General features: G+C 38.2%; 13 protein-coding genes. All 13 read right to left on the bottom strand.

Features of this window, described 5'->3' with window-relative positions; all coding sequences use genetic code 11:
• Positions 1–105: 105 nt before the first annotated feature.
• Positions 106–342, bottom strand: coding sequence for a hypothetical protein (locus BLS69_RS23810; RefSeq protein ID WP_091037192.1), 237 nt, complete (start codon positions 340–342; stop codon positions 106–108).
• Between the two features lie 18 nt (positions 343–360).
• Positions 361–5,244 (bottom strand): DNRLRE domain-containing protein, encoded by a 4,884-nt coding sequence (locus tag BLS69_RS23805; RefSeq protein ID WP_091037189.1) that lies wholly within the window; start codon positions 5,242–5,244, stop codon positions 361–363.
• Between the two features lie 643 nt (positions 5,245–5,887).
• Complete coding sequence (locus BLS69_RS23800) at positions 5,888–12,124, bottom strand: fibronectin type III domain-containing protein (RefSeq protein WP_176872981.1); 6,237 nt, start codon at positions 12,122–12,124, stop codon at positions 5,888–5,890.
• Positions 12,125–12,957: 833 nt separating this feature from the next.
• Positions 12,958–13,590 (bottom strand): lysozyme, encoded by a 633-nt coding sequence (locus BLS69_RS23795; protein WP_091037181.1) that lies wholly within the window; start codon positions 13,588–13,590, stop codon positions 12,958–12,960.
• A gap of 429 nt (positions 13,591–14,019) precedes the next feature.
• Complete coding sequence (locus BLS69_RS32730; protein ID WP_256332404.1) at positions 14,020–14,871, bottom strand: HNH endonuclease; 852 nt, start codon at positions 14,869–14,871, stop codon at positions 14,020–14,022.
• Positions 14,872–15,024: 153 nt separating this feature from the next.
• Positions 15,025–15,546, bottom strand: a complete 522-nt coding sequence (locus tag BLS69_RS23785) for an AbrB/MazE/SpoVT family DNA-binding domain-containing protein (RefSeq protein WP_091037179.1) — start codon at positions 15,544–15,546, stop codon at positions 15,025–15,027.
• 322 nt (positions 15,547–15,868) lie between these two features.
• Complete coding sequence (locus tag BLS69_RS23780) at positions 15,869–16,189, bottom strand: nucleoside triphosphate pyrophosphohydrolase (protein ID WP_091037176.1); 321 nt, start codon at positions 16,187–16,189, stop codon at positions 15,869–15,871.
• Positions 16,190–16,208: 19 nt separating this feature from the next.
• Positions 16,209–17,192, bottom strand: a complete 984-nt coding sequence (locus tag BLS69_RS23775; RefSeq protein ID WP_256332403.1) for an HNH endonuclease — start codon at positions 17,190–17,192, stop codon at positions 16,209–16,211.
• 164 nt (positions 17,193–17,356) lie between these two features.
• Positions 17,357–18,493 carry a hypothetical protein gene (locus BLS69_RS23770; protein WP_091037169.1) on the bottom strand — a complete coding sequence of 379 codons (1,137 nt, stop codon included), beginning with the start codon at positions 18,491–18,493 and terminating at the stop codon, positions 17,357–17,359.
• Between the two features lie 65 nt (positions 18,494–18,558).
• Positions 18,559–20,109, bottom strand: coding sequence for a hypothetical protein (locus tag BLS69_RS23765; RefSeq protein ID WP_091037166.1), 1,551 nt, complete (start codon positions 20,107–20,109; stop codon positions 18,559–18,561).
• A 605-nt stretch (positions 20,110–20,714) separates the two neighbouring features.
• Positions 20,715–21,875, bottom strand: coding sequence for a hypothetical protein (locus BLS69_RS23760; RefSeq protein WP_091037163.1), 1,161 nt, complete (start codon positions 21,873–21,875; stop codon positions 20,715–20,717).
• 814 nt (positions 21,876–22,689) lie between these two features.
• Entirely contained in the window at positions 22,690–23,265 is a 576-nt protein-coding gene (locus tag BLS69_RS23755) for a hypothetical protein (protein ID WP_091037160.1), read from the bottom strand.
• Positions 23,266–23,891: 626 nt separating this feature from the next.
• Positions 23,892–24,590: a DsbA family protein gene (locus BLS69_RS23750; RefSeq protein ID WP_091037158.1), complete on the bottom strand. Its 699-nt coding sequence runs from the start codon at positions 24,588–24,590 to the stop codon at positions 23,892–23,894.
• Between the last annotated feature and the right edge of the window lie 43 nt (positions 24,591–24,633).

Below are 24,633 nucleotides of genomic sequence, written 5' to 3'. Positions count from 1 at the left end.
GAGTTCTTGTCCTTGGCTCGGAACACGAACTTGTAACGATAAAACAAAAAAGCCGCTAAAAAATAGCGACTTTCAACGGAATATGTTATTTCCCCTAGAGAATCATCAAAATACACTAGTCACGATAATATGGTTCCATAACTCCTTTATTGTTTTGCCCTCAATTTTGGATTTTGATATTAACTGTTCCACAGAGTCATATCTAAGTTGAACTTCTTCATTTTGTTTAACACAATACCATCCATCTTCATTATAACTGATTAAAAAGTGGACATTGTTTAAGTCAAACTCAACTTCATGTCCAAGATTTAAATCCTCAATAAACTCTTCATAACTGTACATACTGTTTCTCCTTTCACATTATCTCCAAGGGCTTCTAGGTTTCTGTTTATTCCAATCCCAATCATGGGTATGAGGGACTTTTGGATGTTCTTTAGAATTCCCATGATTCGTATAGTCAATATCTTTTTTTGCATTTCCATTTTTGTCATAAAATCTTCTTTGAACAAGTTTACCATCTTCATCTATTCTATCAGCATATGAGTATGGTTTTTGTTCCTTAGCTGGAAGCTTGTTCGTTGTTTTCTTACCAGCATAAGATACTTTCTTAGCTGTTCCACTAGTCCCTTTTTTAAGAGATTTATAAATTGCTTTTTTAGCAGTTTTCTTAACCACTGCTTTTACAGTCTTTTTAGCAACTACTTTAATTACGAATACAATAACAAAAATAATGAATGGATTATTTCCATCATCATCTACGAATGTAACTGGATTATTCAATCCATAGCTGTACCCATTTCGATTCAGCGGATTATCCAGATCTGAATCTTGTTCCGCGTCTAATGAAATAAAGGAGCCTAGTTTCGGATCGTAGTTTCTGGACATCAGATAATATAAACCAGTTTTTGCATTGTATCTATAACTAGCATAACGGTACGGGTTTTCATCCGCAAGCGAGCCACTCTGATTTAAAATATTGCCCCATGCGTCATATTCATACTGAGCTACTTCGTTACCAGTTTGATCCGTTAAACTAACGACATCTCCATGACCGTTTAAGTGGTAATAATAGTTCAGTCCATCTTTAGTCATTGCTACCGGACTTCCACTATCATCCCACGTATACTCTCGAAGTGTTTTGTTACTTCCATCCGTTTCATAGATGACTTTATCGCCATCATAGAAGAAATTCGTCGTTCCGGACTGACCAATGGACTGGATACGTCGCCCTTGTTCATCATAACTATAGTGTTGTATTCTCTGACCAGATTGATCTTGCACTTCAATTAATTGATCCAGTGCATCATATATATACGTTTGTTTTCCATCGTTTAATAGGTTTCCATTATTGTCATATTGATAAGATTGTCCATTAACAGAAGTTAATTGATTGGCGTTATTATGCTCATATACAGTGGTTTGCTCCTGCCCATTGGTGACAACGACTTTTTGTTTCCGATTACCCACGTCGTCATATTGGTATTTAATTGTTGTACCATCGGGTAGAGTTTCTTGTTCGAGTTGGTTAAGCGCATCGTACTCATACGCTGTATCACCTAATTCTGAATGAATTGTCTTTACATTCTCATTAGAGTCATACGTGTATTCGTACTCGCGAAGTACACTTCCTGTGCTGGAGTAATCACCGTAAGTGCGCAACTGTTCCCCAGTATCGTAGTCAGCCTTGGTTACAATTCCGTTTGCCCGATCGGTTTGTTCCATTGCAGCCATATCATTGTACTGATAAGAAATGAGGTTTTGATTATCCTTGCTAATGCTTTTGACTTGATCTAACTCCGTGTAATCATAACTTACAGTAGACGAATGTACACCAGTTGCATATGAGAGCTCCTGAAGTCCACTATTTGCATTATAGTTATACGACTTTTGATGTCCTCTATCTACCTCTGTTTCAGGCAATCCGTCAGACTTATACGTGAAGGAACGAGCACCATTGTTTACATTGACAAGTAACCCATTTTCATCATATTCATAAGACCACTTTTGTTGCCCATCTATACTTATAGTTTTGAGTTGATCCAAAGCTGTGAATGTTGAAGAGATTGTGTTCCCATTAGGAGTCGTGGTCTCCATTAGGTTGCCATTTGAATCATATTTGTTATCAGTCACCTTGCCAATGGCATCGGTCTTTTTCATTAACTGATTTTGACCATTGTATTCATACTGAACTACAGCCTGTTTTGGATTAATCGTTTTAGTCAAGTTTCCGGCTGTATCATACTCATACGTTGTCTCTTTTTGCTTGGGATCAATTACTGATTTCAGGCGATTTAACTTATCATAATGGTAATCAGTACGATTGTTATTTCCGTCGGTATTTGCGGTCATATTCCCAACCGCATCTGTTGTTACTGTTGTTGTGTTCCCTGCTGCATCAATTACCGATTTGATATCGTTACCTTTATCATCGTAGCTGTACGTTTCTATTGATTGGTCTGGATACGTCGTCTTTTTTAAGTTTCCATAGGCGTCATATTCATAACGCGTAACATTTTGCTTGGCATCCACGATGGTTTCCAAATCACCAGCTGCGGTATACGAGTAATTGGTAACATGTTGTCTAGGATCAATTTCTTTGAGAACATGATTCAGGTCATTGTACTCATAAGTTGTAACATTTCCAACCTCATCGATTTGAGTTAGAACATTACCTTTACTATCATATGTCTGCTCAGCAACAGTTCCATCTGGATTGGTTACTTTCTTGACATTATAGTTTGCATCTAGGACAAACTGAGTGATTTCACCCTTGGCATCTTGGATTTTCTCCGCCACAAAGTTAGCGTTCAGCGTATAGTTTGTCGTATGGCCGTTTGCATTTGTTACGTCTGCTGTACGTGCAGTGGTGTCATATTTGTACTGGGTTGCCGGCCGGTCACTTGCATCTGTAACCGAAACGGTTGAAGGTTCCTGCACTTTAACCAAGTACTCTTGATCATAGGTATACGTGGTTAATCGATTATTCGGGTCAAAAATGGTTTTAATGTAATTTCCACCATAACTAAACTGTGTTCGGCTATAAGTGCCATCCTCACTATACTGATCTACAGTGACTAACTTTCCATTCTGATACGTATAATCCGTTTTACGCCCTTCTAGCATGGCATAATCAACTAACCCATCTGAAGTATATTCAAATGCAATGGTACGTCCTGATGGGTCCTCTATACCCGTAAGTGCTCCGTCCCCATTCCGTTTATACGTAATTCGGTTTCCATGCATATCTTGTTCATAACTGAGTTTGGCTTGAGTGATGCTTACTTGATCATCGTTAGAAACCGTATCGAAATGCATCAGGTATCCATGTTTGTCCGTTAAGTCATAACCCGTCGTGGCCCCTGAGCTACTTTTCACCTTTTTTAGTGTCAGATAATCGCCCGCTGAAGGTGTATACGTATTGTTTGTTGCGTTATATTTAAATTCATAAGCAGCTCCAGTGTGGTCTGTAAACAATACGTCTCCGGTTTTGTATGCATCTACGATGGTTTCACCACCCGTATAATACCATCCGTAGCCAAACGGTGAAGATTCGCTAGATTTTGAGTTATATGTCCGCATGAAGTCTACGGAGGTATCTCCTCTACCCGTTAAGGAATAATCATTGAACTGGATGATATTGTTCCCCGTGCCCAAATTCGTATAACTAGTTCCGTTAGCTATCGGATGACTATCATATGTCCAATAATCTTTTAGACCAAGTCGGCTAGCAGAGGTGTATGTCACGCTTAAAAGCGGTGTGTAATCGGGATTGGCCGTGTCATCACCGGATATAAACTTCTTGTAGCTGTTTGTTGTTTCTGAATTGCTTTTCAACATAAAACCTTTGTTTGTTGTGGGGTCATTGATCCACTTTTCTAGCATATTGGCAGGCAAGGACCACTTATAGTTTGCTGAAAGTGATGTTAACGGTCCGACAGCAGTTGTAGCGACCTGCGAAGCATTGAAATCTCCACCCTGCTTACTCCACAAGTTCGTAGCATCTGCATACATCCAGGATGCAGAATATTCCGTCCATGCTGTATTGACACTATTTAGTGTGATATCTACATTAGTATTATTTGAAACGGACGCTAACCAGAGATTCAAGTCAGCCGTTAACACCTTTGCCCCCTGTGGGATGGTCGATGTGTCAAACTGAATAAGAGAACGGATGACATTAGAGCTAGTAGTGTCTTTATATAGACCTACCCCTAGTGTCGTGTCGGTTGCTCCAGTTTGTTTGGGAAAAGCACTACGTATATTGGTATCCGCTAAGCGGTATGTCGGTTGAAATTTAACAATGGTCGGATCGATGGTGACTGGGTATACACGGGACGCATCATTAAGCCATGCGATACTGGGGATCACGTCGATGTATAACTGTCCCTTTTTCTCTTTCAATTCATAGTGAATATCGTAGGAAAGAGATTCTTCAGGGTAAGCATTAACTCCCGCTACCTGCTGATAACCTTCGGGTATAAAAGAGTCATACATCAACGGTTTATCGATGATATATTCAATATCGCCAGTAGATGGGTTAATCAAGGAAACGGAGCCATCCTGTTCCTGGCGATAATCCAGATTACCTAGAGTTAAGGCAAAGGAGTAAATCACTGACTTTTTTCCTGTCGGCTTTTTGCTGAGTTTAAGCTCTTCTTTGAGTCTATCGTTTCCCAGGGTATAGATTAAATCAGTATCGGGATAAAGTCCCTTATACGTCATTACATTATTCTTAACAATCCCTGCCGGCTTTGTGCTAGAGATGCTTTGCGTAGTTGTTACCGAATTTGTTTCCGCTATGGGGTTTAAACCAATGCTGAATTTATCCTCTTTGATCTCTACCAAATTATCAGAAACAGAATGTTTCTTGTTCATTTCTACTTTGAATTCATGATCGTTATTGTAAGCCGTTTGACTCGTCGTATTTAAACGGTTATCAATAGGCTTCCACTCTTGATTTGAGGAATCTTGATAGTGAATAGGAGTTTCAGAGATTTGAGTTGTGTACGTTCCATTTTCATTTGCGAATGTCTTCGACTTCTCACTTCGAAGCGAAGCGATTTCTTTTGGGGTGTTGTTGGACGACAAGTTAGAATCGTCGGAAGCGTTGCTTTCTTGAAGCGTTGATCTTTCGGCTGAGGGACTCCCCCAAGCAGTGGTATTATTGAGAGATGATGTAGAGATTAAGGAACCAGCAATAATTAAGCTAATTACCTTATTCCAAAATTTGTGTTTCTTTTTCATGTTGTATCCCCTTGTCTATTTTTTGACAGCAAGAAGAGTTATACCATAACATTGGAATATTTTCTAAATGAAAAACTTTCCAATGTTAACCTTGCCTCCATATATTTATTGTATTCTGGGCTATGCACATCGCTACCCTAAGGTTGGTTTTATAAATTAAAAGCAAATTTCCTAATTGGGGATAGGAACATATTCATGTCCTTTTTCCCAATGCCTCTGTCGTAATTCTCTTGCTCGTTCAGCGACCTCTGTAATATCAATTCACTCTGGATTGAAGTTATTTCCAATCCCTTCATATTAATTCTCTTCTTTCTTAGTAGCTTCTTGTTAAATATAATCAAACACAGGAGTGACTTTCTTCAAATAGGTACTCACTAAAGTGAAAATCTGTTCTTTATAAAAGACTAGGGGAAGATTTTTAAAGTCTTGTTTATATCCCCCGGTACAAAAGACCAAAGCAACGTATGGGCATTCTGAAAGGTGACACCTCGGAATAGACAAATAGGACGGCTTCATCGCCGTCCTAAGTTGTGTGAACTATTCAATTATCGTCCGACTCTACGAGACAGACTGTACCAGCCGTTTTCTAAAGATTCACGCATTCAAGCTAATCAAATTATTGTTGTTTGTATAGCTTATTCTTTCACTTTAGAATTGAATTTAAATGATCACGTAAACGGTAGATCATTACAGCTGCCTCAGCACGTGTCAATCCGTGTTTCGGACGGAATGTATTGTCCGGATACCCTTGTACGAATTTCTGCTCGGTTGCCATTTTTACATCATCTAATGCCCATACTGCAATATCCAAATCATCAGAGAATGGTTGAACTGTAGTTGAAGCTGCTACACCTTTCTTAATCAACACATTGACGATCATCTTGGCTGCCTGTTCTCGATTAACTACAGCATTCGGTCGGAATTCATTGCTATTGAATCCTTTTGCAATACCATTAACAATAGCTGCGTTTAGTTCTGCACTATACCATGCATTATCTTTAACATCCAGGAAAGTCATTGTTATGGATTCATCCGGATTTACGTTTAGGACACGCACAATTAATGCTGCAAATTCCATACGTGTGATCTGTTTATTCGGAGCAAACGCATTTGTGCTAATGCCTTTTATTACACCATCTTTCGCTAAGGTTTCGATTTCATTCTTAGCAAAACTTGAATCGGAAACATCCTTAAACACACCCGATACCGGTCCAGACTGTTCATTATCCTGATGATCTCCTTTAACATGATCATCAGGTTTATCATTTTCAGGGTTATTAGAATCTTGATCATGATTTGAGTTAGGGGTCGGAGCTGAAGGACTACCTGGATTTACAGTTTGTTCCTGTTTCGTGATTTGTTCCACTTTAATCCCCTTCGTACTCTCTCCTCCAAGATTTACAGCCCTCACTTCGTATACATGCTTGGTATTTGGTGTAAGATTTTTGTCTGTCCAGGATTTTTCCCCAGCACCTACACGTCCTACTTCCTTCCCAGCTTTATAAATCACAAATTCAGTTAAATCTTTTGTATTCATCACATTGCTGAAGTTGAGCGTAACGGCTCTCTCTGAAGCACTAGACTCAATACCCGTAGGCACTGATGGTAGGGTCCACACAGGGACTGAAACCGGTTCTGATGGATACCCTGCTGCATTCTCTGTCACAATGTTTAGCATAGTTTTTATTCCTGGTTCTAATCCTTCCAGACGGATCAGTAAGGTACCTCCACGCCACAATTCGGTTCCATTCGTATCCAGAACCACATACTCATTTGCTTGATCTACGGCTTGGAAACTAATTTCTGCCCAACCATCCCCCGATTTCACCTCTGGAGCTAACACGGGTTTTGTTGCCGTTAAAGTAGTTAGTTTGACACCTTTTCCTTCGCCGCCCTCATTTACTGGCACAATCTCATATTCATATGACTTACCCGGTTCCACCTTTATATCTGTATAGCTCACTTGGCTTTCTGCTTCTACCTTCGTAATTTTCACACCATTTCGTAAAATGGCGTACTCCTGGATTTCCTGTCCTGCTGTCACGATTTCCATTGTTACTGAGTGAGATTTCACGTCAGTAATTTTGACATTGCTTTTCTTCAATTCAGCACGAGTCACCAGTTTTACAGGTACACCTTTTGACGCATGGTCCGTTTTATTGAATGCTGATAACGTTAAATTATACACATATCCCACTTGCAACTGTGTAAGCTGTGCAACAGGTTCCGAACCGCTGTAATACACTTGACCTGTTGCTTTATCTGTAATCTCGTATCGCAATGCTCCCTGAGGTTCAGTCCAACTCAATGTTGCATCTGAATTTTGTACATCCACTCGTTCCAGTTCTGGCGCTTCAGTTCGGGTACTCCACACGATCTCAGATTCAGAACTCATGCCAGTCTCATTTTCGGTTGCTACTTTAAAGCGGTATTCTGTTCCTGGTTGCAAGTCCGTAACGTTAAATTTTGATCCTGTTACATCCGTTACATTACCTTGCTCATCCGTGATCCAGTAGCGAGATGCCTTTTTATCTTCCTCCCAGGTTAATGTCATCCCCGTTTCACTGAATGTACTCACCGTCAATAATGATGGTCGCATAGGTTTAGTCAAAAAGCTGAATGATGTCGGTTTGCTCCAACCGGAGCTATTACCAGCTTGAACGGTCCCGCTATATTCTGTGCTTCCTTGAAGCGGTGACAGAACATAGTTAAGATCATTCGTCAGGAATTCTTCTCCATTCAGATCTATTTTATAATGAGTTGCACCCGTCACGGATGAAATACTGAATTCCGCTTCCGTTTCTCCAATCCCAGTAACTTGTACAGATTCAACATTACTCGGTAATGTAACCGTCCTTACAATCTTCTCTTTCCCTGCACCTGTTCGATTGAACGCCACCAGTGACACGCTGTATTCCGTTCCTGGTTCAAGTCCTGAAGCTGTATATTCCAGATTTGGACCTTGATACTCGGCTACCAGATTTTGTTCCAGATCATACACGTGAAGGTGATACATAATTCCACTCGGTACGCCGTTCCATTGCGCTGTGAATCCAGTCGTACTGAAACTGTTCAGTTTTAGGGAATTATCCTGATCAGGCAATGTCATTACATTCAAAGGTTCCGAGACATCACCTTCACCCGTTTCATTTTCAGCTGCGATTACGTATTCATACTCTGTTCCAGGGGTTAAGCTTGCATCCTTGTAGTTTAGATCGGCCCCGTTATACAAGAGTTCGTTAAACCGATAGAGATTATAATAGGTTGCCGTTGTAGCGCTCTGCCACTTTGAATTTACACTATCTTCTTTAATCTCGATAGTTGTGAACCCAGTTGGCGTTTCCGGAAGGGTTATAAATCCGACACTAGTTGCCAAACCCTCACCACTATCATTAATTGCTGATATTTGAACTGTGTAGCTGGTTCCTGGAATTAGTCCTGTTAATGCTTTTTGAGTGCCTGCAACTAATCCGTTTTCTATGATCTGACCGTTGTTATCAATCAACTTCAGACGATAAACGGTTGCAGTCGGTACAGGATCTATGTTGATCAACATTTCTCCTGGTGTCCGAAAGACAGGACTGATCTCGACTCCAGGGCTACTTGGATATGTTAATGCAGAGGCTTGTATCTCCACTGATCCGACATGATTTCGAATCGTCAACTGATAGTTATAAATTTGACCACCTTGTAGCTGTTGGTCCACGTATTCATGAACCGGATACTCCAATATCTTCTCTGTACCGGTATTCATGTTTTTGATGGTATACGTGTAGCCTGATGTGTATCGCTTTCCGCCAGGTAGATCCCAGCTTAGTTTGACTTCAGAAGCACTAATCGCTGTTGCTTCCATTATTGGTTCATCAGGTTCAGTCTGTACTTGATAAGGGTTGGACGTATGTATAACGGTATTGCCAGCTTTGTCCTTCACTTGTGTATGCACATACCAGATACCTTCTTTGCCCTCTACGGTAACTTTGCCGTTGTCTGGCATTGCCTGCCAAGCTTCACTCGGTTGTTCGCTTTGACTAATTTCTACATATACTGGTTCAATCACACCAGACAACCTATCAGATGCCTTAATTTGAACATCGGTCCCCTGCATAGACCATTGAAGTCCATTGGGTACAAAGTCTACAAGCGGTAATTCATTATCAATTCGGATGTCAAAATGAATTTCTGGACTGATGAGGCCTACTGCATCCACGGCACGTGCTGTAATTGTATGCTCACCTGATTCTGTAAGGGAGGCACTGTTACCCCTAACGTAAGGACTATCGCCAATTTTGTACTCGTAATATACATCCGATGCATCTTGACTACCAGTTAGGTGGAATGTCACATCTTTGTTTGTCCATTGACTCTCTGTGAGAGTATAACTCGGTTCTGTCGGTGCAGTGCGATCGATGAGAACCGTTGCAGTTGCTTTAGGACTGATATTACCAGCGACATCAATCGTCCGCGCCCAAACATCCGTTTCTCCTTCCTCATCGACAATCATTTCCCCATTATATGTTGTCCAATTCCCTGTCCCCACTTTAATCTCGGTCCGATCTACCCCGCTCAGGTCATCTATTCCATTCTTCAGGGTAATCGTTACCGGATCTTGTGTATAGGATTCCTCAGACAAACTCAACTCTGGTGCTGTGGGTGCTTGCTTATCGACTCGCACAGTGACTTCCGTTGGTTGGCCAACATTCCCTACCTTATCCGTTGTACGGAACTGATATGTCCATTCTCCAGAATCCCCGATGATTACAGGTTCATTGTACGGGTTCCATGTTTCTCCGTCTCTCGTATATTCCGTGTAATTCGCACCACTACCAATATCGACCCCGTGCTTAGCTATCAGCTTCACATCTTTGTTTGTCCATGTGTTTTCAGATAAGGTTACCTCTGGCTTTCCAGGAGCTATCTTATCGAATATGACTCTCCCGTTGTATGTTATTGCGTCAGTCCCTTGATTACCATCCGTTCCATTAATTTTAATATTGGTATACGTTCCTTCTGGTATTTCATTAACAGACCAATCAAGTTGCCAAGCTCCTGAACCAGTAACACTGGTTGATTTAGTTATTCCATTCAAGGTTGCTGAAATAGTAATTTTATCTCCATCTGAGTCAAATGCAGTACCCTTCAAACTAATTTTCTTAGATGCGGTACCGATCATTTGATCAGAATTCTCTACTACAAGTACTGGCGGCATATTCGTAGTTGACTTTTTGATATACCAATACCCATCGGTGTGTAAACCATCATCAGGATAGGTTTTATCTATATCTAGTATATTACTCTGCTGCAAGGTATCTTTAACTTTTACTGTTGTATTAGCTACAGCTTCATAGCGTGTAACTTGAGTTTGCTCTAGATTAGTAACTTCATACTCTGTCATACTTTTATAACCTATTGCAAATAATCTAGTACCTGCCCAAGTTGGGTAAGTTGGGGCCGTTTCGTACTGACCCACACCAGAGAAATCTCCGGTAGTACTATTAAAAGTGTAGTTTCTATACCCAGAAATATTAGATATATCACTTTTATACGTTGTACCTCTAGATTCCCTGTAACCTGTTATCTGATTCTTTGTACTATACTTATCCCAGTAGTACAAAGCTTTTGTATCTACGGATAGATTTCCTGTGTAAGTTACTGTAGAAACTCCTCCCTTACCGTCCACCACTGTAATAACCGGCTTACTGAAAGTTCCGCTATGACTAAACTCGGATGTACGCCAGACAAGAGACCACGCCTTAGCATCCTTCGTTTGGCTTACAACTACTTGTTTTTCTACCCCATCAATGCTTGCTGAAATGGTTACGGTATCATTATCCGCATCAGAGACAGTACCTGAAAGTGTAAAGGTATCATTTCCCGATTTTAAGTTAATAGACTTATTGCCTGACTGCGTTACACTGATCCCTGGGTTCGTGTTAGGTACTAGACCAATTCTAGTGTACCAGTACCCATCGGTATGAATGCCATCTATCGGATAAGTGTTTTGTGTTGCCTTAATGTTAGCTTCCATCAAAGAACCCTTAGTGGACTGACTACCTTGAGCACTCCAGTATAGATCTCCTTGCTGATATGCACTGTCACTGATCCTTGTATATCTAATTACATTATACGGGTCATTAAAGTGAGTGGTGTAGCCTACCGGTTGTTCGGCACTTAAATGATAAAAGTAGGTACCTTGAACTTTTGAAGTTCTCATATCCGGATCTGCCGTAAACCCAGTGTAAAACCCAGGAACATTTGGACCTTGGCCGGTTAATTGCCAGGTACTCCAACTGTAAGGTAAGGTTTTAGTTACCCTAAATTTGCTCCAGTAGTAATAGATTTGCTGTTGTATGGTGAGCTTACCTTGATAATACAATTCGCTTCCTGTTGTATAATCTGTTACCCACACCATTGTAGTAGCATAGACACCTACAGGTATCTCTTTCGCTGACCACGTAAGACTCCAGTTCTTGGTAGTTTGAGTATCTGTTATTTCTATAGACTTTGTTACACCACCTACAGATGCAGTAATGTTAACAGGATCATTATCTGCATCTTGCACTGTACCAGTAATACTAAATTCTCCACCATCGTTATACAAAGTTTTGTCACCAGATGATGTAATCGTTGCTACAGGTGTAGAATTTACTAATGAATCTTTGACATACCAATAACCATCAGTGTGTATACCATTATCTGGGTATGTACCATCGGGAGCAGTGGTAGACAAAATAAAAACATCACCTTTACTTCCGTTCACAACGTTGTAAGCTTCGTAATGATACATATTTGTTGCATACATACGTGTATCGCTGAGAGTAGCCGTAATTAAAATAAAACAGAAAAAGGTAATGATGGACTTGTACAGATATTTGCGAATCATTATATCCTCTCCTTTTTTCATAAATTTCGTTTTCAAAACCATTTTTAGACGTAATACACCGTTCTTGGACTTTGATTTAAGAGTATGTACAAGCTGTTTTTATCTCGATGTGAATGATGTGAAATACCACTATCGGACCGCTCATACCTTTACTAAACTGCTAAAATTAACATCATTTATAAAAATTGAAATGCCCCTTTTGATTAGCCTCTCTCACGCTCCCTACCTTTTCTGGTCTTATTGATAAACTTTGAATAACGTTTGCTGTTGCCTTACTGAAACTACAAATAAAAACAAAAAAAGCACGCAATTATCCCTCGGTTAGGATAATTGCGTGCTTCGCAATTTAGAGTTATTCAGTTATTATCAATGTAACATTAATTAATATATCTATCAACATACAAGCACAGATTACTATAAATGGACGAAGAATAATTCAATACATACATTGGCATATCAGCTCCCACGCCGAAAATAACGCCCTGTTAGCTTCTTCTCTTCAAGCTTGGCGTAACTCTGAGTTGTATACTAAATCCCTGAGCTCCTCTGTACACACGTGTGTGATTGAAGGTTCGACCGTGAAAACACAGTGTTTTCATTCAAAGCAGTTTAAGTCATGACCTCCACCATCAAACGGCAGAAGTGCCTCTGTTAACTCATACTTTTCAGCAGTTCTGTGATACAAGTATACCTACGAATTCTTCTCCAATACCTTCTGTTTCATTGATTGTATAGTGATACTCACCAAACCATCGAAACGTGGACTCCCTCCAATATTGAATTATTGATAATTCAATATAGTGGAGGGAGTCGTACCAATACTTAAGCTACAATTAATGTTTTTGATCAATGTATCTCAACAACCGACTAACAACAGCACCCAGTTCTTCTCGAGTGACTGTTGCACCAGGTCTTGTACCATCGAAATACCCCTTGTCCGTTACTTCCTTCCAAGACGTTTCTGCCCACTTACTGGGAGCGTTGATATCCTTCTCTAGCTCTACTGATTTTTCTTCCTCTATTGAAGTGTCCGGCGAGTTAAACAGGTCTAACTCAGCTTGTCTACGGCGTACTAGCCCGGATAACGTAGTACCACTAGACTTGTTGTACTTGGGGATGCTTTGTCCTACCTGTGCAACGTTACGCCCGTCACATAACGTCTTTAAATTTCCAGCTCCACAGTTGTATGTAAAGGAAACCAATGCATCAAATTGGTATTGTGTGAGTTGATCAGTGATCGGGACATATGCCTTGTTATTAACATAATCCTCATATTTGGACAAGTCTTCTACCAGCATTGCATCAGCTTGCTCCTGTGTGATGGTTTGTCCCTGCAATACGTCTGGACCATAGTGCCCCCAGCCAATTGTCCAATGTTTCTCTGTTTGAACAGGCTTGTATGAAATAAGCCGACAGCCTTCAAATGATTTGATTAAAGCAATGCCTGATGTTGAAATTTTACGCATCCCTGATATATCTCCTTTTTATTTGATCTAATCACATTTTTCATATTTGTTGAGATCGATGCATTTAAAACGTCAGAGTTCCCAATTCCTCAAAATAAGAATGAAACTAATAATCCTGGTAAAATTCTAATATTGGTCAGCCTAATCACATCAAATCAACATTGGCGTGTTCTTGCCTTAATTCATAACATCGGAATTAACAGTCTTATAATTTATAGTGTTTGGCCAAACTTGTAAATAGTTAACGGTTATCACAAAAAGATTGAAGATCAGCCCCAAACTACGGCATCCCAAAGGCACATAATCTGAGCTGTTTCTGTGAGGGAGGAAGAAGTTCAGAAGATAACTAAAAAACCGTCTCCTATTAGAATACTGGGAAACGGTCGTGGCTTAGTGGTGTTTATTTTCCATAAGATATTTTATGTTTTGCTATTGTAGTAACTGATTTAATTGATGTTTTTTAAGCCAAGGCCGCATGCGATGAAGCATTTGGTGGCAGTTTGAACACACCAAAGCAATATCTTCTATTTTGGTTTTAGAATCTTCATCCAATTCACTGAGAGGAACGGTGTGATGGGCTTCAATAAAGTTTTCTCCTAAAGCTCCGTAGACTACTTTAAAATCAAAACCACATACCTGACAAATTAATTTACCCTCACGTTGCATAGCTTGCTGCTTAGCAAGTTTAATCAAAGTTGAGTTTCGCTCTCTTTGTAAGTGACGTTTCTCTAACAGGCGACCTTCCGGAAACTCAGTCATTCTATCGGGTATTGCTATTGATAAGTCATCTGTCGTCATCCTGATTTTGCACAGCAAGAAGAGATCCTCAATAAAAACCTCAACCTCTGAGTTAACTTGAGGTAGAGATAAAGTAACGTTCAAATCACCATAGTAATTTTTAAAATACTGTTTTCTTTCTTGATTTTTCCCATCTCGTTTCATAGGTTTATACTTCCAGACAAGTGAAGTAACCGCCGTGTTACCGAAAGTTTCTGTTTTATGTAATTCTGTGATAGGTCGTGACCTATTATAAGGGAATGTTACTAAATAATAATTATCCTTAACTTTTTGATTCCATGCAATTATCAGAAAATAAAGTTGTTCTCCTCCAGCGTTACCTATTAGAAAAAGACCAAGAACTGGCTTATTATCTGCCCATTGATGGAATGATGTTACCGTATCTCCCCCACTGAGCTCAATGACTTCAAATGTATAATTTACAAGCTGATGTGCACTAGTAGTCAACATCGAAATCAATTTTTCTGCCGTTTCTCTTTTCATAAGTCACCCCGAATTGGTTAGCTAAATCATAAGCAGTATTGCAAGTGGCCACGGATCTTCTCCTAAGGCTAAACTATATATCAATAATTCATAGTCAAACTGGAAGTTGTATCGGTAGGTAGGCCGCAATAACTGCTTTAGATTTTTTTAGAACTAATTTCCGTTGATAAGAAGTCTTTTTAATTGGGAGATGCGTCCTTGACTAATGCCCAACTTATCTGCTATTTGCTGTTGAGACAAGTCAGGCTGTTGTTCAATGATTTCTTTTAACTGTTTGAGTTTTATGGCAGTTTTTGGTCTTAAATTTGGGTAATCCTTGGTGGCTTTCTCATTGAATTCGTTAGAGGTATCTTGTTTAGAATCAGGAATGATACGCTCTGGGGATGTAGGAGTTTTTATTATTTGAGGAACGAACTCTTGGGGAATGTCATCTTGAAGTTTTAAGTCTAATGCACAGGTTCGACATATGAATTGTTCTTTAAAATACATATCGGTATCCATATCTCCGCAGAACACACATAATGTAGATTTATACTTTCTTAAAATCAACTCTTTGCCCTCAGTGAAAAACTCAAGCGGATCGCCGATATGAATCCCCATCGTATCCCTTAATTCCTTTGGAAGGACAATACGTCCAAGTCGGTCCAAAGATCTCTTCATTCCGGTGCGTTTCATCAAAATTCCTCCCACGAAAATATTAACTGCGTGCCTTACTTTTATTGTAAGAGTGAACATGATTTTTTACAACAAGTTTACGTTATTGAGTGTTATTAGTGCTAGACCAAAAGCAAATATTTTATGAGAACATGAAACACACGTGTAAGCAGTAATCTGAATCCGTCCTTCTCCCCCTGATAGAAGAATAATGCCTAAAAAGACAAAAAGCCGCCTAAAGAGCGACTTATATTGCAACTACAATTATCATCTGAGTAAACTAAGACAGATCATTATAATACCGTTGTTGTTCAATTTTTCCACCTTTGATGTGATGGGTTGACTACTGGACAGTTAAAAGCATAAGCTTCTTGTCAAATCCACCGCGCTCATCATGTTTTTGTTTACGAATATTCTCTAGTTCCTCGACCGTCGTACCTTGGCTAAAGGCAAAACTATAGACCACCTCTAACAAGTCAGCCAACTCAAGTATCTGCTCGTTACTGTCTTTTGCTTCGAGAAATTCGTTTAATTCTTCTTGCATTTTCAGCTTAAGTGCGGTTTCATATTCCTCTTCATTAAGGACTTTCACATTATATGATTTGCCGCTTGTTTCAATAATTTGCGGTATCTTATCACGCACAAGTTTGTTATAAGTCTTCATCTCAATCCCCCTATCTTTTTCAACCCTGACATGCAATCCAGAACTTCCGTACGATGTTGCTCTCGATAGCCAATTCAAGCTCAGATACATGTTTATTCAGCTTACTACTCTCCTTCAAACGATGAAGAAGCACTTGATTTCTTGCTTCTAGCCGAATAATCTTTTCCTCATGCGGTATCACATTTGACTTACTACTGTTACAAGATTGATGTGCAAAAACCAAATTCCAAAGATCATCGGAGTAGAGGTATGACCATGGGATAACATGATCAATAGCAGGTGTCTCAGTTACTATTTTTTCTCCACATAAAAAACAGTGAAATTCAGGGTTCTCAGCTTCAATGAATTCTGCAAACTTACCTAGTGGTTTTCGACGTACCTGATCTTCGTCAATTATTCGTACTTTCTTAGAAAGTCGTGGAGAGTGATTGAAATTCTCTAACATCTGGGTCCATCGATAATTAATGGCATCGAATACAATTAGGCGACTACCTTTAAGCGCAAGTACATCCTCTCCTTGCATAAATAAACTATCCGCCTTCTGTTCATACTGATATACGCCTTCCACGTCCTTACCTTCAACACGTAAGAAGCGGTAACTCACGTCCGATTTCAGTGCTCTTACGGTAGAAGAAACAGCCTTCTCATACTCTGAACTGCATACCGCCTCAATATTCGACTTAAACCATTTTACTGGCTTAATCGAGCTTGTACGGGCCTGATAAATAGCTATCAGTTCCCTCGTAATGGTCACGATGACAGGCGGCTTCACAGGATTCGAACTTTGCTGAAGACCAAAGAATAGGGTTTGTTCAAAATAATAGCGAAGAACCTTTTTGGCAATATCCCTTAACTGAATTTCAACCAGAAATGCTTCTTCTATTTGAATTGAATTTTCTTGCTCTACTGCGATTTCTGTAATTGCTTTAGCCCAAGCCATTTTGTAGGTGTTATCAAAAGAACAATTACGGATTATGTGTAGCCATTTTTCTAAGAAGTCCACTATTTTACCCCGATCTATCATATTGTGATTTCACAATGCTGATACAACATCCATCTATGAACTATGAGAGATTTTACTTTCATTACCAATACTCGCAATCGAAGTTTGTCCAATGAGAATTCGGCAAGTCCACTGCACTGCAACTAACAACATTCTATTCGATATTAAAGTGTATATTTACTCACATTACTAGTCAGTGGATCCACAATGTAAACAACCCTGTTACCGGCATAATTAAATTGTTTATCCGAAGTGTCTATTTTATATGAGGTTATGGTTTTTAGCGTTCTTCGATCTAAAATTAGAAGTCCATCTTGTTTTTCAACGAGAAGAGTTTTGTCATCTGCTGATTCACGTATCCAAAATGAACCTGTAGTTGAAACTTTCGATTTAGTTACAAAACCCTTAGAATTAAAAGCATAAATGGAGCTAATACTTTGTAGCATAAATGAGTTAGATGAATTTTTTGTGTTTCCAATTAAAAAATCAGCAGACTCTGATATTGTTTTCGTCCAGATCGTTTTTCCTTGTGGATTTTTAGCAATGACTGCCGTTGACCCAGCTTGATCAAATTTTGTAAATATCATCGTTTTATCTTTCAAGATTCCCCGAAAAGACAAACCATTGTTTCGATAACTAAATTCTTTTCTCAATTGATCATCATAAAAAGAAAGTGTACTTTTATACTCCCCAGCAAAGGACCAATTAGAAATGGTTGAGATATATCCATTTTGTTGATAATACATAAATTCATTAATCATTTTCTTACTAAGTAATTTTCCATTTACACTATAACGGTATGTCATATATTTAGAAGAATTAAGTTTTAAATAAACGAGCAATGTACCATCGTCCATAATATAAGACCCAACTTCATTCGTAGTTTTTTCTGTGAACGTGTAATCCAAAAGCTTATTTCCTTTTGGTGAAAAAATGCGAAGTTGAGGGAATTCTCTATTTTTTTTCTTATCCTTGTACGATGTAATAAATGACATATTTCCGTTGGATAATATTTGATTCTTATAATCAAATCCACCACTATATTGCACCCATGATGAAGAAATGACATCAACAGATCCTATTTTAGTCTTTGTTTTTTCTTGATAGACGGTGACCTTTCCTGAGGAATCCATCAAATAAAGATAATCTTTTATTTTTCCAAAGTTACTAACTTCATCGTGTGTAACAACCCAGTCTGGCTTAGGTAGGGAGTCATAGGATGTTGGTGCTGCATACATAGGAGTAGCCGTCATTAAGAGTAGAAAAATAAAACCGGTCAGTGTTAATAGTGTTTTTCTCATAAAGTAGCTCCTTAAAATTATTGATTTAAATAATGAATTCGATCTTGTAACTTCATTGTGGAACGTTATTTTATTATCTGCAGTTCTCTCCAGTCATTCGACGTTAGATAGTTAGTGTCAACCAGGAGCTTCAGGGATATCCCGGTTAATAACTCCCGTAATGGATAATACACTCTATTCTTCCATACAATTTGCTTACTGCGATTTAGAGTAAAAGAACTCTCCTGGTAAGTCACAGTGATCTTGCCATTGCTGTTATCTATGTTACCCCCCAGCAGTTTTACAAGTTCATCTACTGGAGAATATATTGTCAGGTCCGTCGTTCGAAACGATCCTTGTCCCCCATATTGCATATACTTGCTTTTGAATTTAACTGGTATAGGGTCATTAATAGTTAAATAATTATCCATGCCAAACGTATAGAAATAGGAATCTGCGTGTGAGTAATCAACGACATTGCCGTATCTTCGAGGTGTCATCAGATCAGAGCCTACAATTCGATACGCTCCAAAATTTAGCAAGCCAGATTGAATAATATGATCGGTGCCACCCATCCAACTCATGCCATAGTCGATGGCAGAAGATGAACCTGTCGAATTAATCGGTATTGTTTGAATTAACTTCCCATTAGAGGTATCAAATATACGGTACTCCTCTTTACCTTTGACTCTTCTACCGTTCTCTGTGTAGTTGACCCACAGCACAACATATTTCCCATGAGGGCTAAATTGAGCGATACCAAATGCATAATTTGCTCTGCTCGTATCAGACTCTAACAAAGTATGTGACTTACCATGAATAATAAGCTCATGCTTGTATGACCTTTTTTTCTTCGTTTGCTTATATACAACAGAAGAACTTAATGTTCTTTTGTACACAAAGTCATCTGAGTTGTTTTTTTGATAAGATTTAAGTTTCAGTTTACTTCCATCAGGCCTGATCTCGTAGGGGAATTCACCAGGATATGTAACATAGGTATAGTTTTTTGAATCGAAATATAATCCTGCCTCGACATATAATGCGCCTACTTTAGGTGCTGGATCAAAATAATTACGATACAATACATTCGTCACAAATATATCGTTATGCTCGGTAGGTCGTTCTTTGGCTGTATGTATAAGCTTATTGGTCGATATAGAGTACACCAGGTATTCGCGACTTCCTTTCTCTACTACATACATGTTTGCATCTGGATAAACGCCGTCTATCCTTCCATTCGCTGTATTTCGGTTAGCAATAATGGAAAATACCTTAGTGCGGCTATCATACTTCACAATTTTTTCGGTGGAACCACTCTGTAGGATCGAATAGCTTATCAATGGATTTTTTGTATTCATGCCTTTAATCTTTCTGAAGTTGTACTCTGAAGACTTATCTACATAATCTACCACTGTGTCTTCACTGGTAAATAAACCTGTATGATAGTCTACTGTAGTTTTCCGAATAATGGCGTCTCCTGTTCTATTACGAAAGTTCGAATCTTGCATCCATTCAAAATAGATCTTATCTCTACTATCGGTTGGAATCTCATTAGCCATAGCTAATTTTCCAGGAACAGTCCACTCTAAAACAAGTAACAACACGATTATAACCGCTATATTATGTATCTTTTTCATTAGTACTCTCCGATCCAAATCAATTTATTTTAGGTATATCATCATTACAAACTAAGGATTCATTTTCAATCTTCTCGAGTGAGATAATTGCCATAATTAATGGTTGGATGCGTTCGTCTTGGAATGGAGTATCAACGATAAACTCTCAGCTTAAATAAACTACCTAACAATTCTTTGTCAAAATAATAGATCTACCTTCTGCTATAGGTTAAAAGAAAGCTAAATATTGAGTAAGCACAAAGAAACGCAAAGACTTACATAAATTTTGTATCACGAACAGACATGGGAATGAGGCGAAATGGATGGCTATCGAGCAAGATGGAGATCAATCATAAGCTGAGAGCAGAACAGGCGCCTTCAAGGCAACATATGTTGTTTATCGTAAGGACATGAATCCTGTTTGCAAAGCAGTTCTTATATTGCATTATTTGATTCCGGCACGTATTACGAAACGACTTACAGGATGAGGAAAGCCATCATTGCAAGAAAGTCTTGAGTTAACTAAAACGTTCAATTAGATCCTGAAGAAGCTCTTCTTTCTTTTTTCTTTCTGAAGATTTCTGAAATAGAAACGACGGCCTCCTTTTGAGAGGTCGTCATTCAATTCAATATGAAAGAGTAAATTTACTCACATTACTTGAAGCATAATTCAGGACGTAAACTATCCCCTTACCTTCATAGTATAATTGTCCGTCTCCTAAATCCATGTTGAATTTGTACAGTGATTTAATTTTTAGTGATTTTCGATCCAGAATTCCAAGTTGGTTTTGATCTTGAAAAAGAATGGTTGAACCTTCATCCGATTCAAATAACTCAAAAGAATTTGATGATATTTTGGTTTTGTTTATAAATCCTTTTGAGTCAAAAGCGTAAATCGAAGTCTTACTTTTCATTAAAAATGAGTTAGTTGAAATTTTCGTATTACCAATATAAGGACCAGCTGACTCTGGCAGTGTTTTTGTCCAGAGTGTTTTTCCTTGTGAGTTTTTAGCAATAACTGCCGTTGTCTCTCCTTGATCAAATTTTGTAAATAACATTGTTTTATCTTTTAAGATACCCATAAAAGACAAACCAATATTCCGGTAACTAAATGATTTATTCAAGTGATCGTCATAAAAGGAAAGCGTAGACTTGTATTCACCTGCTGAGGACCAATTAGAAAGAGTGGTAATAAAGCCATTTTGTTTGTAGTACATAAATTCGTTAATTGATTTCTTATTGAGTAGTTTACCATCGGCACTGAAACGATATGTCACATATTTGGAGGTGTTTAGTTTTAAATGAACAAGCAGTGTACCATCATTCATGATGTAAGATCCTACTTCGTCGGAGGATTTCTCTGTAAATGTATAACCCCATAGTTTTTTACCATTTGGAGAATACACACGGAGTTGGAAGAATTCTCGATTCTTTTTTTCATCCATGTAAGCAGTAATAAATGACATATTTCCATTAGAGAAAATTTCATTTTTATAACCAAATTTCGCAAAAATCACACGGGAAGATGAAATGACATCAACTGTCCCAACTTTAGCTCTGGTTTTTTCTTTATACACGGTGACCTTCCCTGACGAATCCATAAAATAAAGATAATCCTTTGTTCTTGCAAAGTGTGCCACTTTTCTTATAATGTCAGAGCTATCCTTATGTGCAATGCTCCAATCTGGCGTAGGCAGAGAATCATAGGATGTGGATGCTGCTGATATAGGATTAGCCATTAGTAAGAGCGATATAACAATAAGAAAGCATAAGTTAAGTTTTTTCATAAGGTCCCCTTAATCGATAATTTGAAAAAAATAAATTCAATAATAAGTCTTTTGAATCACATTGGTAGATGATCCACTTCGCCATTTCTTCGCGTGTCAACGTCGTGCTCGGTTTAAACCTATTCGGATAATCCGAGGGTTTTAGGAAACCTAAAGAACTGCATCATTTACTTCTTCCTCACTCAAGCCAGAAATGTTTCAAACTCTGCACGGGTTACCATCATACCCGGCTTAAATGTGCCAACAAATATATCCTTTGAAATAGCCATTCGCTACGGCTGCATCGATGGCAGGCAGGTACATCTTTAAATAAGGTAACTGCAGCCTGATTTGTGTTTCCGGTGAATCAATACATCCCCAATACCAATGCACCACTTAATAAGAGTTGAGTCGGATTTTTCAATTCTTTCACGCTCCACATGTTAAAAGCAGACTATACTTCCTTGATATAAGCTATGTATTCTTTAGGATTGACCTTTTTTTCAGATTGAGATTAAACAGATTTGTTAATTTGAATCTAAATGTTACGTGGGGTGTTTCTACATTGAGTTAGTTTTATTAGGGATCTGCTCTTATGTGAATGTGTTATGCTGCTCATTTACACGTCCTTCCCATAATCTTGAATGTAGTTTTCTGTTCCGTAATACCTATAAAACTTGCCAATAACAAGAATATTCTACCACTAAATGATCAAAGGATATAGGTATAATATCCCAAAAATACTTATAATCCATTTTGCTCCTGATCTTTTAGTTAAGTTGATGTTTCACAAGCTTGAAGAAAATAAAAAAAGCAGCTCGCGGCTGCTTTTTGTTTACCCAGTTATTTGTTCCATTTTATTATTTGATATCTTATCAGCGAGTCTCATAAAAACATTCATGTCAACAGCGTTAATTATTTCACTTTGTAAGTTTGCATATTCACTTTTCAACTTCTCATTCTTATTATTCGCTTCTTCGAGACGACCTGCTAATTCTAGAGTCATCTGTCTTAGCAACGAAATATGTGAATTCAGATTATCCATAATTTCATTAAAGGTAACTACAAACTCTTGGTCTAGTTGAATGGGGTCTTGAAGCGAATAAACCGTATTATCTTCTTCTATGGGACTCAGTTCATGAGCAATCGTATTTGAATTAGTTATAGTTACAATACTTCCATCACTTTTGTTTTGATTTCGGATTTGTTTAGCTTTTCGAATAGCGTCCTCATACTTTTTACGTAAGGATCCATTCCAGCGGAAACCACACGCTGCTTTTGATCTTTTTAATTTTTCACTAGCTTCTTCAAATGCTTTTAATTGTGTACTTCCAGATTCGATATGTTGTAATACAGTCTGTGCTAAAAACAAATCTGCTTCAACGTCCCAACTGTCTTTACGCAATTCCATAATGAACACTCCCCGAATTTGATATATTGATATTTCTATTTATATCCCAAAATATATGAACATATTCCCAAGGATCTGAATTTTATCTCTTTACATTTCTAAAAGATATCTACGAACATTAATTGATATTTAAATACCTATGTAGTACTAGCAACTCTGGACAAAAGATTCAATGTTTTTATCATAGTAATTAGCTTAAATACTTATTCATCTGGTAAAGCCAACGACTTACCTTCTGCAGCATTCAGTCACAATACAAGCGTACAAAATAGTTAGCTCAGCATCGACGAAGAGATCAATAACTGAGTTAATCAGTAAGTATGACTATTCAAATTACAATTTCGTCGACAGAGATGATGCTCACTGTATCCCTTAGAAAAATTCCAGGGTGGAAGCTCCTTAATTTTACTTTCTATTTGGATCTAGAGCTTTTGACTATCACCGAGCCGGTGAAGATCTTCGAAGTATTCTCTTTTTTCGTACGTTCCTCAAGAAAAACATCAAACAGCAGAGGATCCCCCCTGCTGTTTGATTTCTCTAGTATGTAAAATTAAATTGAACAACTAATTCCCCTGTTGAAAACATAGCAAATTTAGTGATCATATAAAATGAGTTTGAGTTAATATCTACATATTTGATTCTATGATCTCAGATAACTGTTCTAAACTAGGATTAACATATTTATCTTCCCCTACAACAAATGTTGGTACACTCGCAACGCCATTAATGGAGGTGATTTTAAAATCTTCTTTTACTTCATATAATCCCTCTAAATTATTCAAGCTCTCTTCAACCAATTTTGAATTACCGTGCGGTACATAATCATCGATTAATTTAAGTAGAAACTTTTCATTCGCCCAAACGGTTCTTTCTTCTCCTTGGTTCTTATAAATTGCATGGTGATACTCCCAAAACGCCTCTTGATTTTGTTTCCAAAGAATTTCTCCTACCATTGCTGCCTTTATGCTGTCTGGGCCTAAGAAAGGATAATTAACTATATAGAGTTGGGCTTTGCCTGTATCAATAAACTTATCTTTGAATTTATCGAAATTGTCATTATTCCAGGCCATACAATAGGGACATTTGTAATCGACAAATTCAATGACCTTAACCGGCGCTTGTGGATCACCTATATAAGCTTGTTTATCAAGTTTGTACTCTCCTGCCATGACTTCTATCTTACCGTCTACATCCTGAAAAGTGGGGAATTCCTCTTTTGATTTAAAACCTGATAAAAGAACCATAAGAAGAACTACTAGTAATCCCATTAAGGTAAATACCATTATCCCTTTCTTTAGTGAGTTCCTTTTTTTCTCAATTTTCATTGATAACACTCCCTCGTTAGTTTGTACCGAAAAAACAAAAAAA

The sequence above is a fragment of the Paenibacillus sp. CF095 genome, from assembly GCF_900101225.1.
GTDB lineage: Bacteria > Bacillota > Bacilli > Paenibacillales > Paenibacillaceae > Paenibacillus.
The sequence above is the reverse complement of the archived record's forward strand: the minus strand, read 5'-3'. Positions and strand labels throughout refer to the sequence as shown.

What these genes read in the sequence shown, in the direction of transcription:
- BLS69_RS23750 (WP_091037158.1), bottom strand. Translation starts at nt 24,590, where the DNA reads ATGAAAATTGAGAAAAAAAGGAACTCACTAAAGAAAGGGATAATGGTA.
- BLS69_RS23760 (WP_091037163.1), bottom strand. Translation starts at nt 21,875, where the DNA reads ATGAAAAAACTTAACTTATGCTTTCTTATTGTTATATCGCTCTTACTA.
- BLS69_RS23765 (WP_091037166.1), bottom strand. Translation starts at nt 20,109, where the DNA reads ATGAAAAAGATACATAATATAGCGGTTATAATCGTGTTGTTACTTGTT.
- BLS69_RS23785 (WP_091037179.1), bottom strand. Translation starts at nt 15,546, where the DNA reads ATGAAACGCACCGGAATGAAGAGATCTTTGGACCGACTTGGACGTATT.
- BLS69_RS23805 (WP_091037189.1), bottom strand. Translation starts at nt 5,244, where the DNA reads ATGAAAAAGAAACACAAATTTTGGAATAAGGTAATTAGCTTAATTATT.
- BLS69_RS23810 (WP_091037192.1), bottom strand. Translation starts at nt 342, where the DNA reads ATGTACAGTTATGAAGAGTTTATTGAGGATTTAAATCTTGGACATGAA.
- BLS69_RS23800 (WP_176872981.1), bottom strand. Translation starts at nt 12,124, where the DNA reads ATGATTCGCAAATATCTGTACAAGTCCATCATTACCTTTTTCTGTTTT.
- BLS69_RS23795 (WP_091037181.1), bottom strand. Translation starts at nt 13,590, where the DNA reads ATGCGTAAAATTTCAACATCAGGCATTGCTTTAATCAAATCATTTGAA.
- BLS69_RS32730 (WP_256332404.1), bottom strand. Translation starts at nt 14,871, where the DNA reads ATGAAAAGAGAAACGGCAGAAAAATTGATTTCGATGTTGACTACTAGT.
- BLS69_RS23755 (WP_091037160.1), bottom strand. Translation starts at nt 23,265, where the DNA reads ATGGAATTGCGTAAAGACAGTTGGGACGTTGAAGCAGATTTGTTTTTA.
- BLS69_RS23780 (WP_091037176.1), bottom strand. Translation starts at nt 16,189, where the DNA reads ATGAAGACTTATAACAAACTTGTGCGTGATAAGATACCGCAAATTATT.
- BLS69_RS23770 (WP_091037169.1), bottom strand. Translation starts at nt 18,493, where the DNA reads ATGAGAAAAACACTATTAACACTGACCGGTTTTATTTTTCTACTCTTA.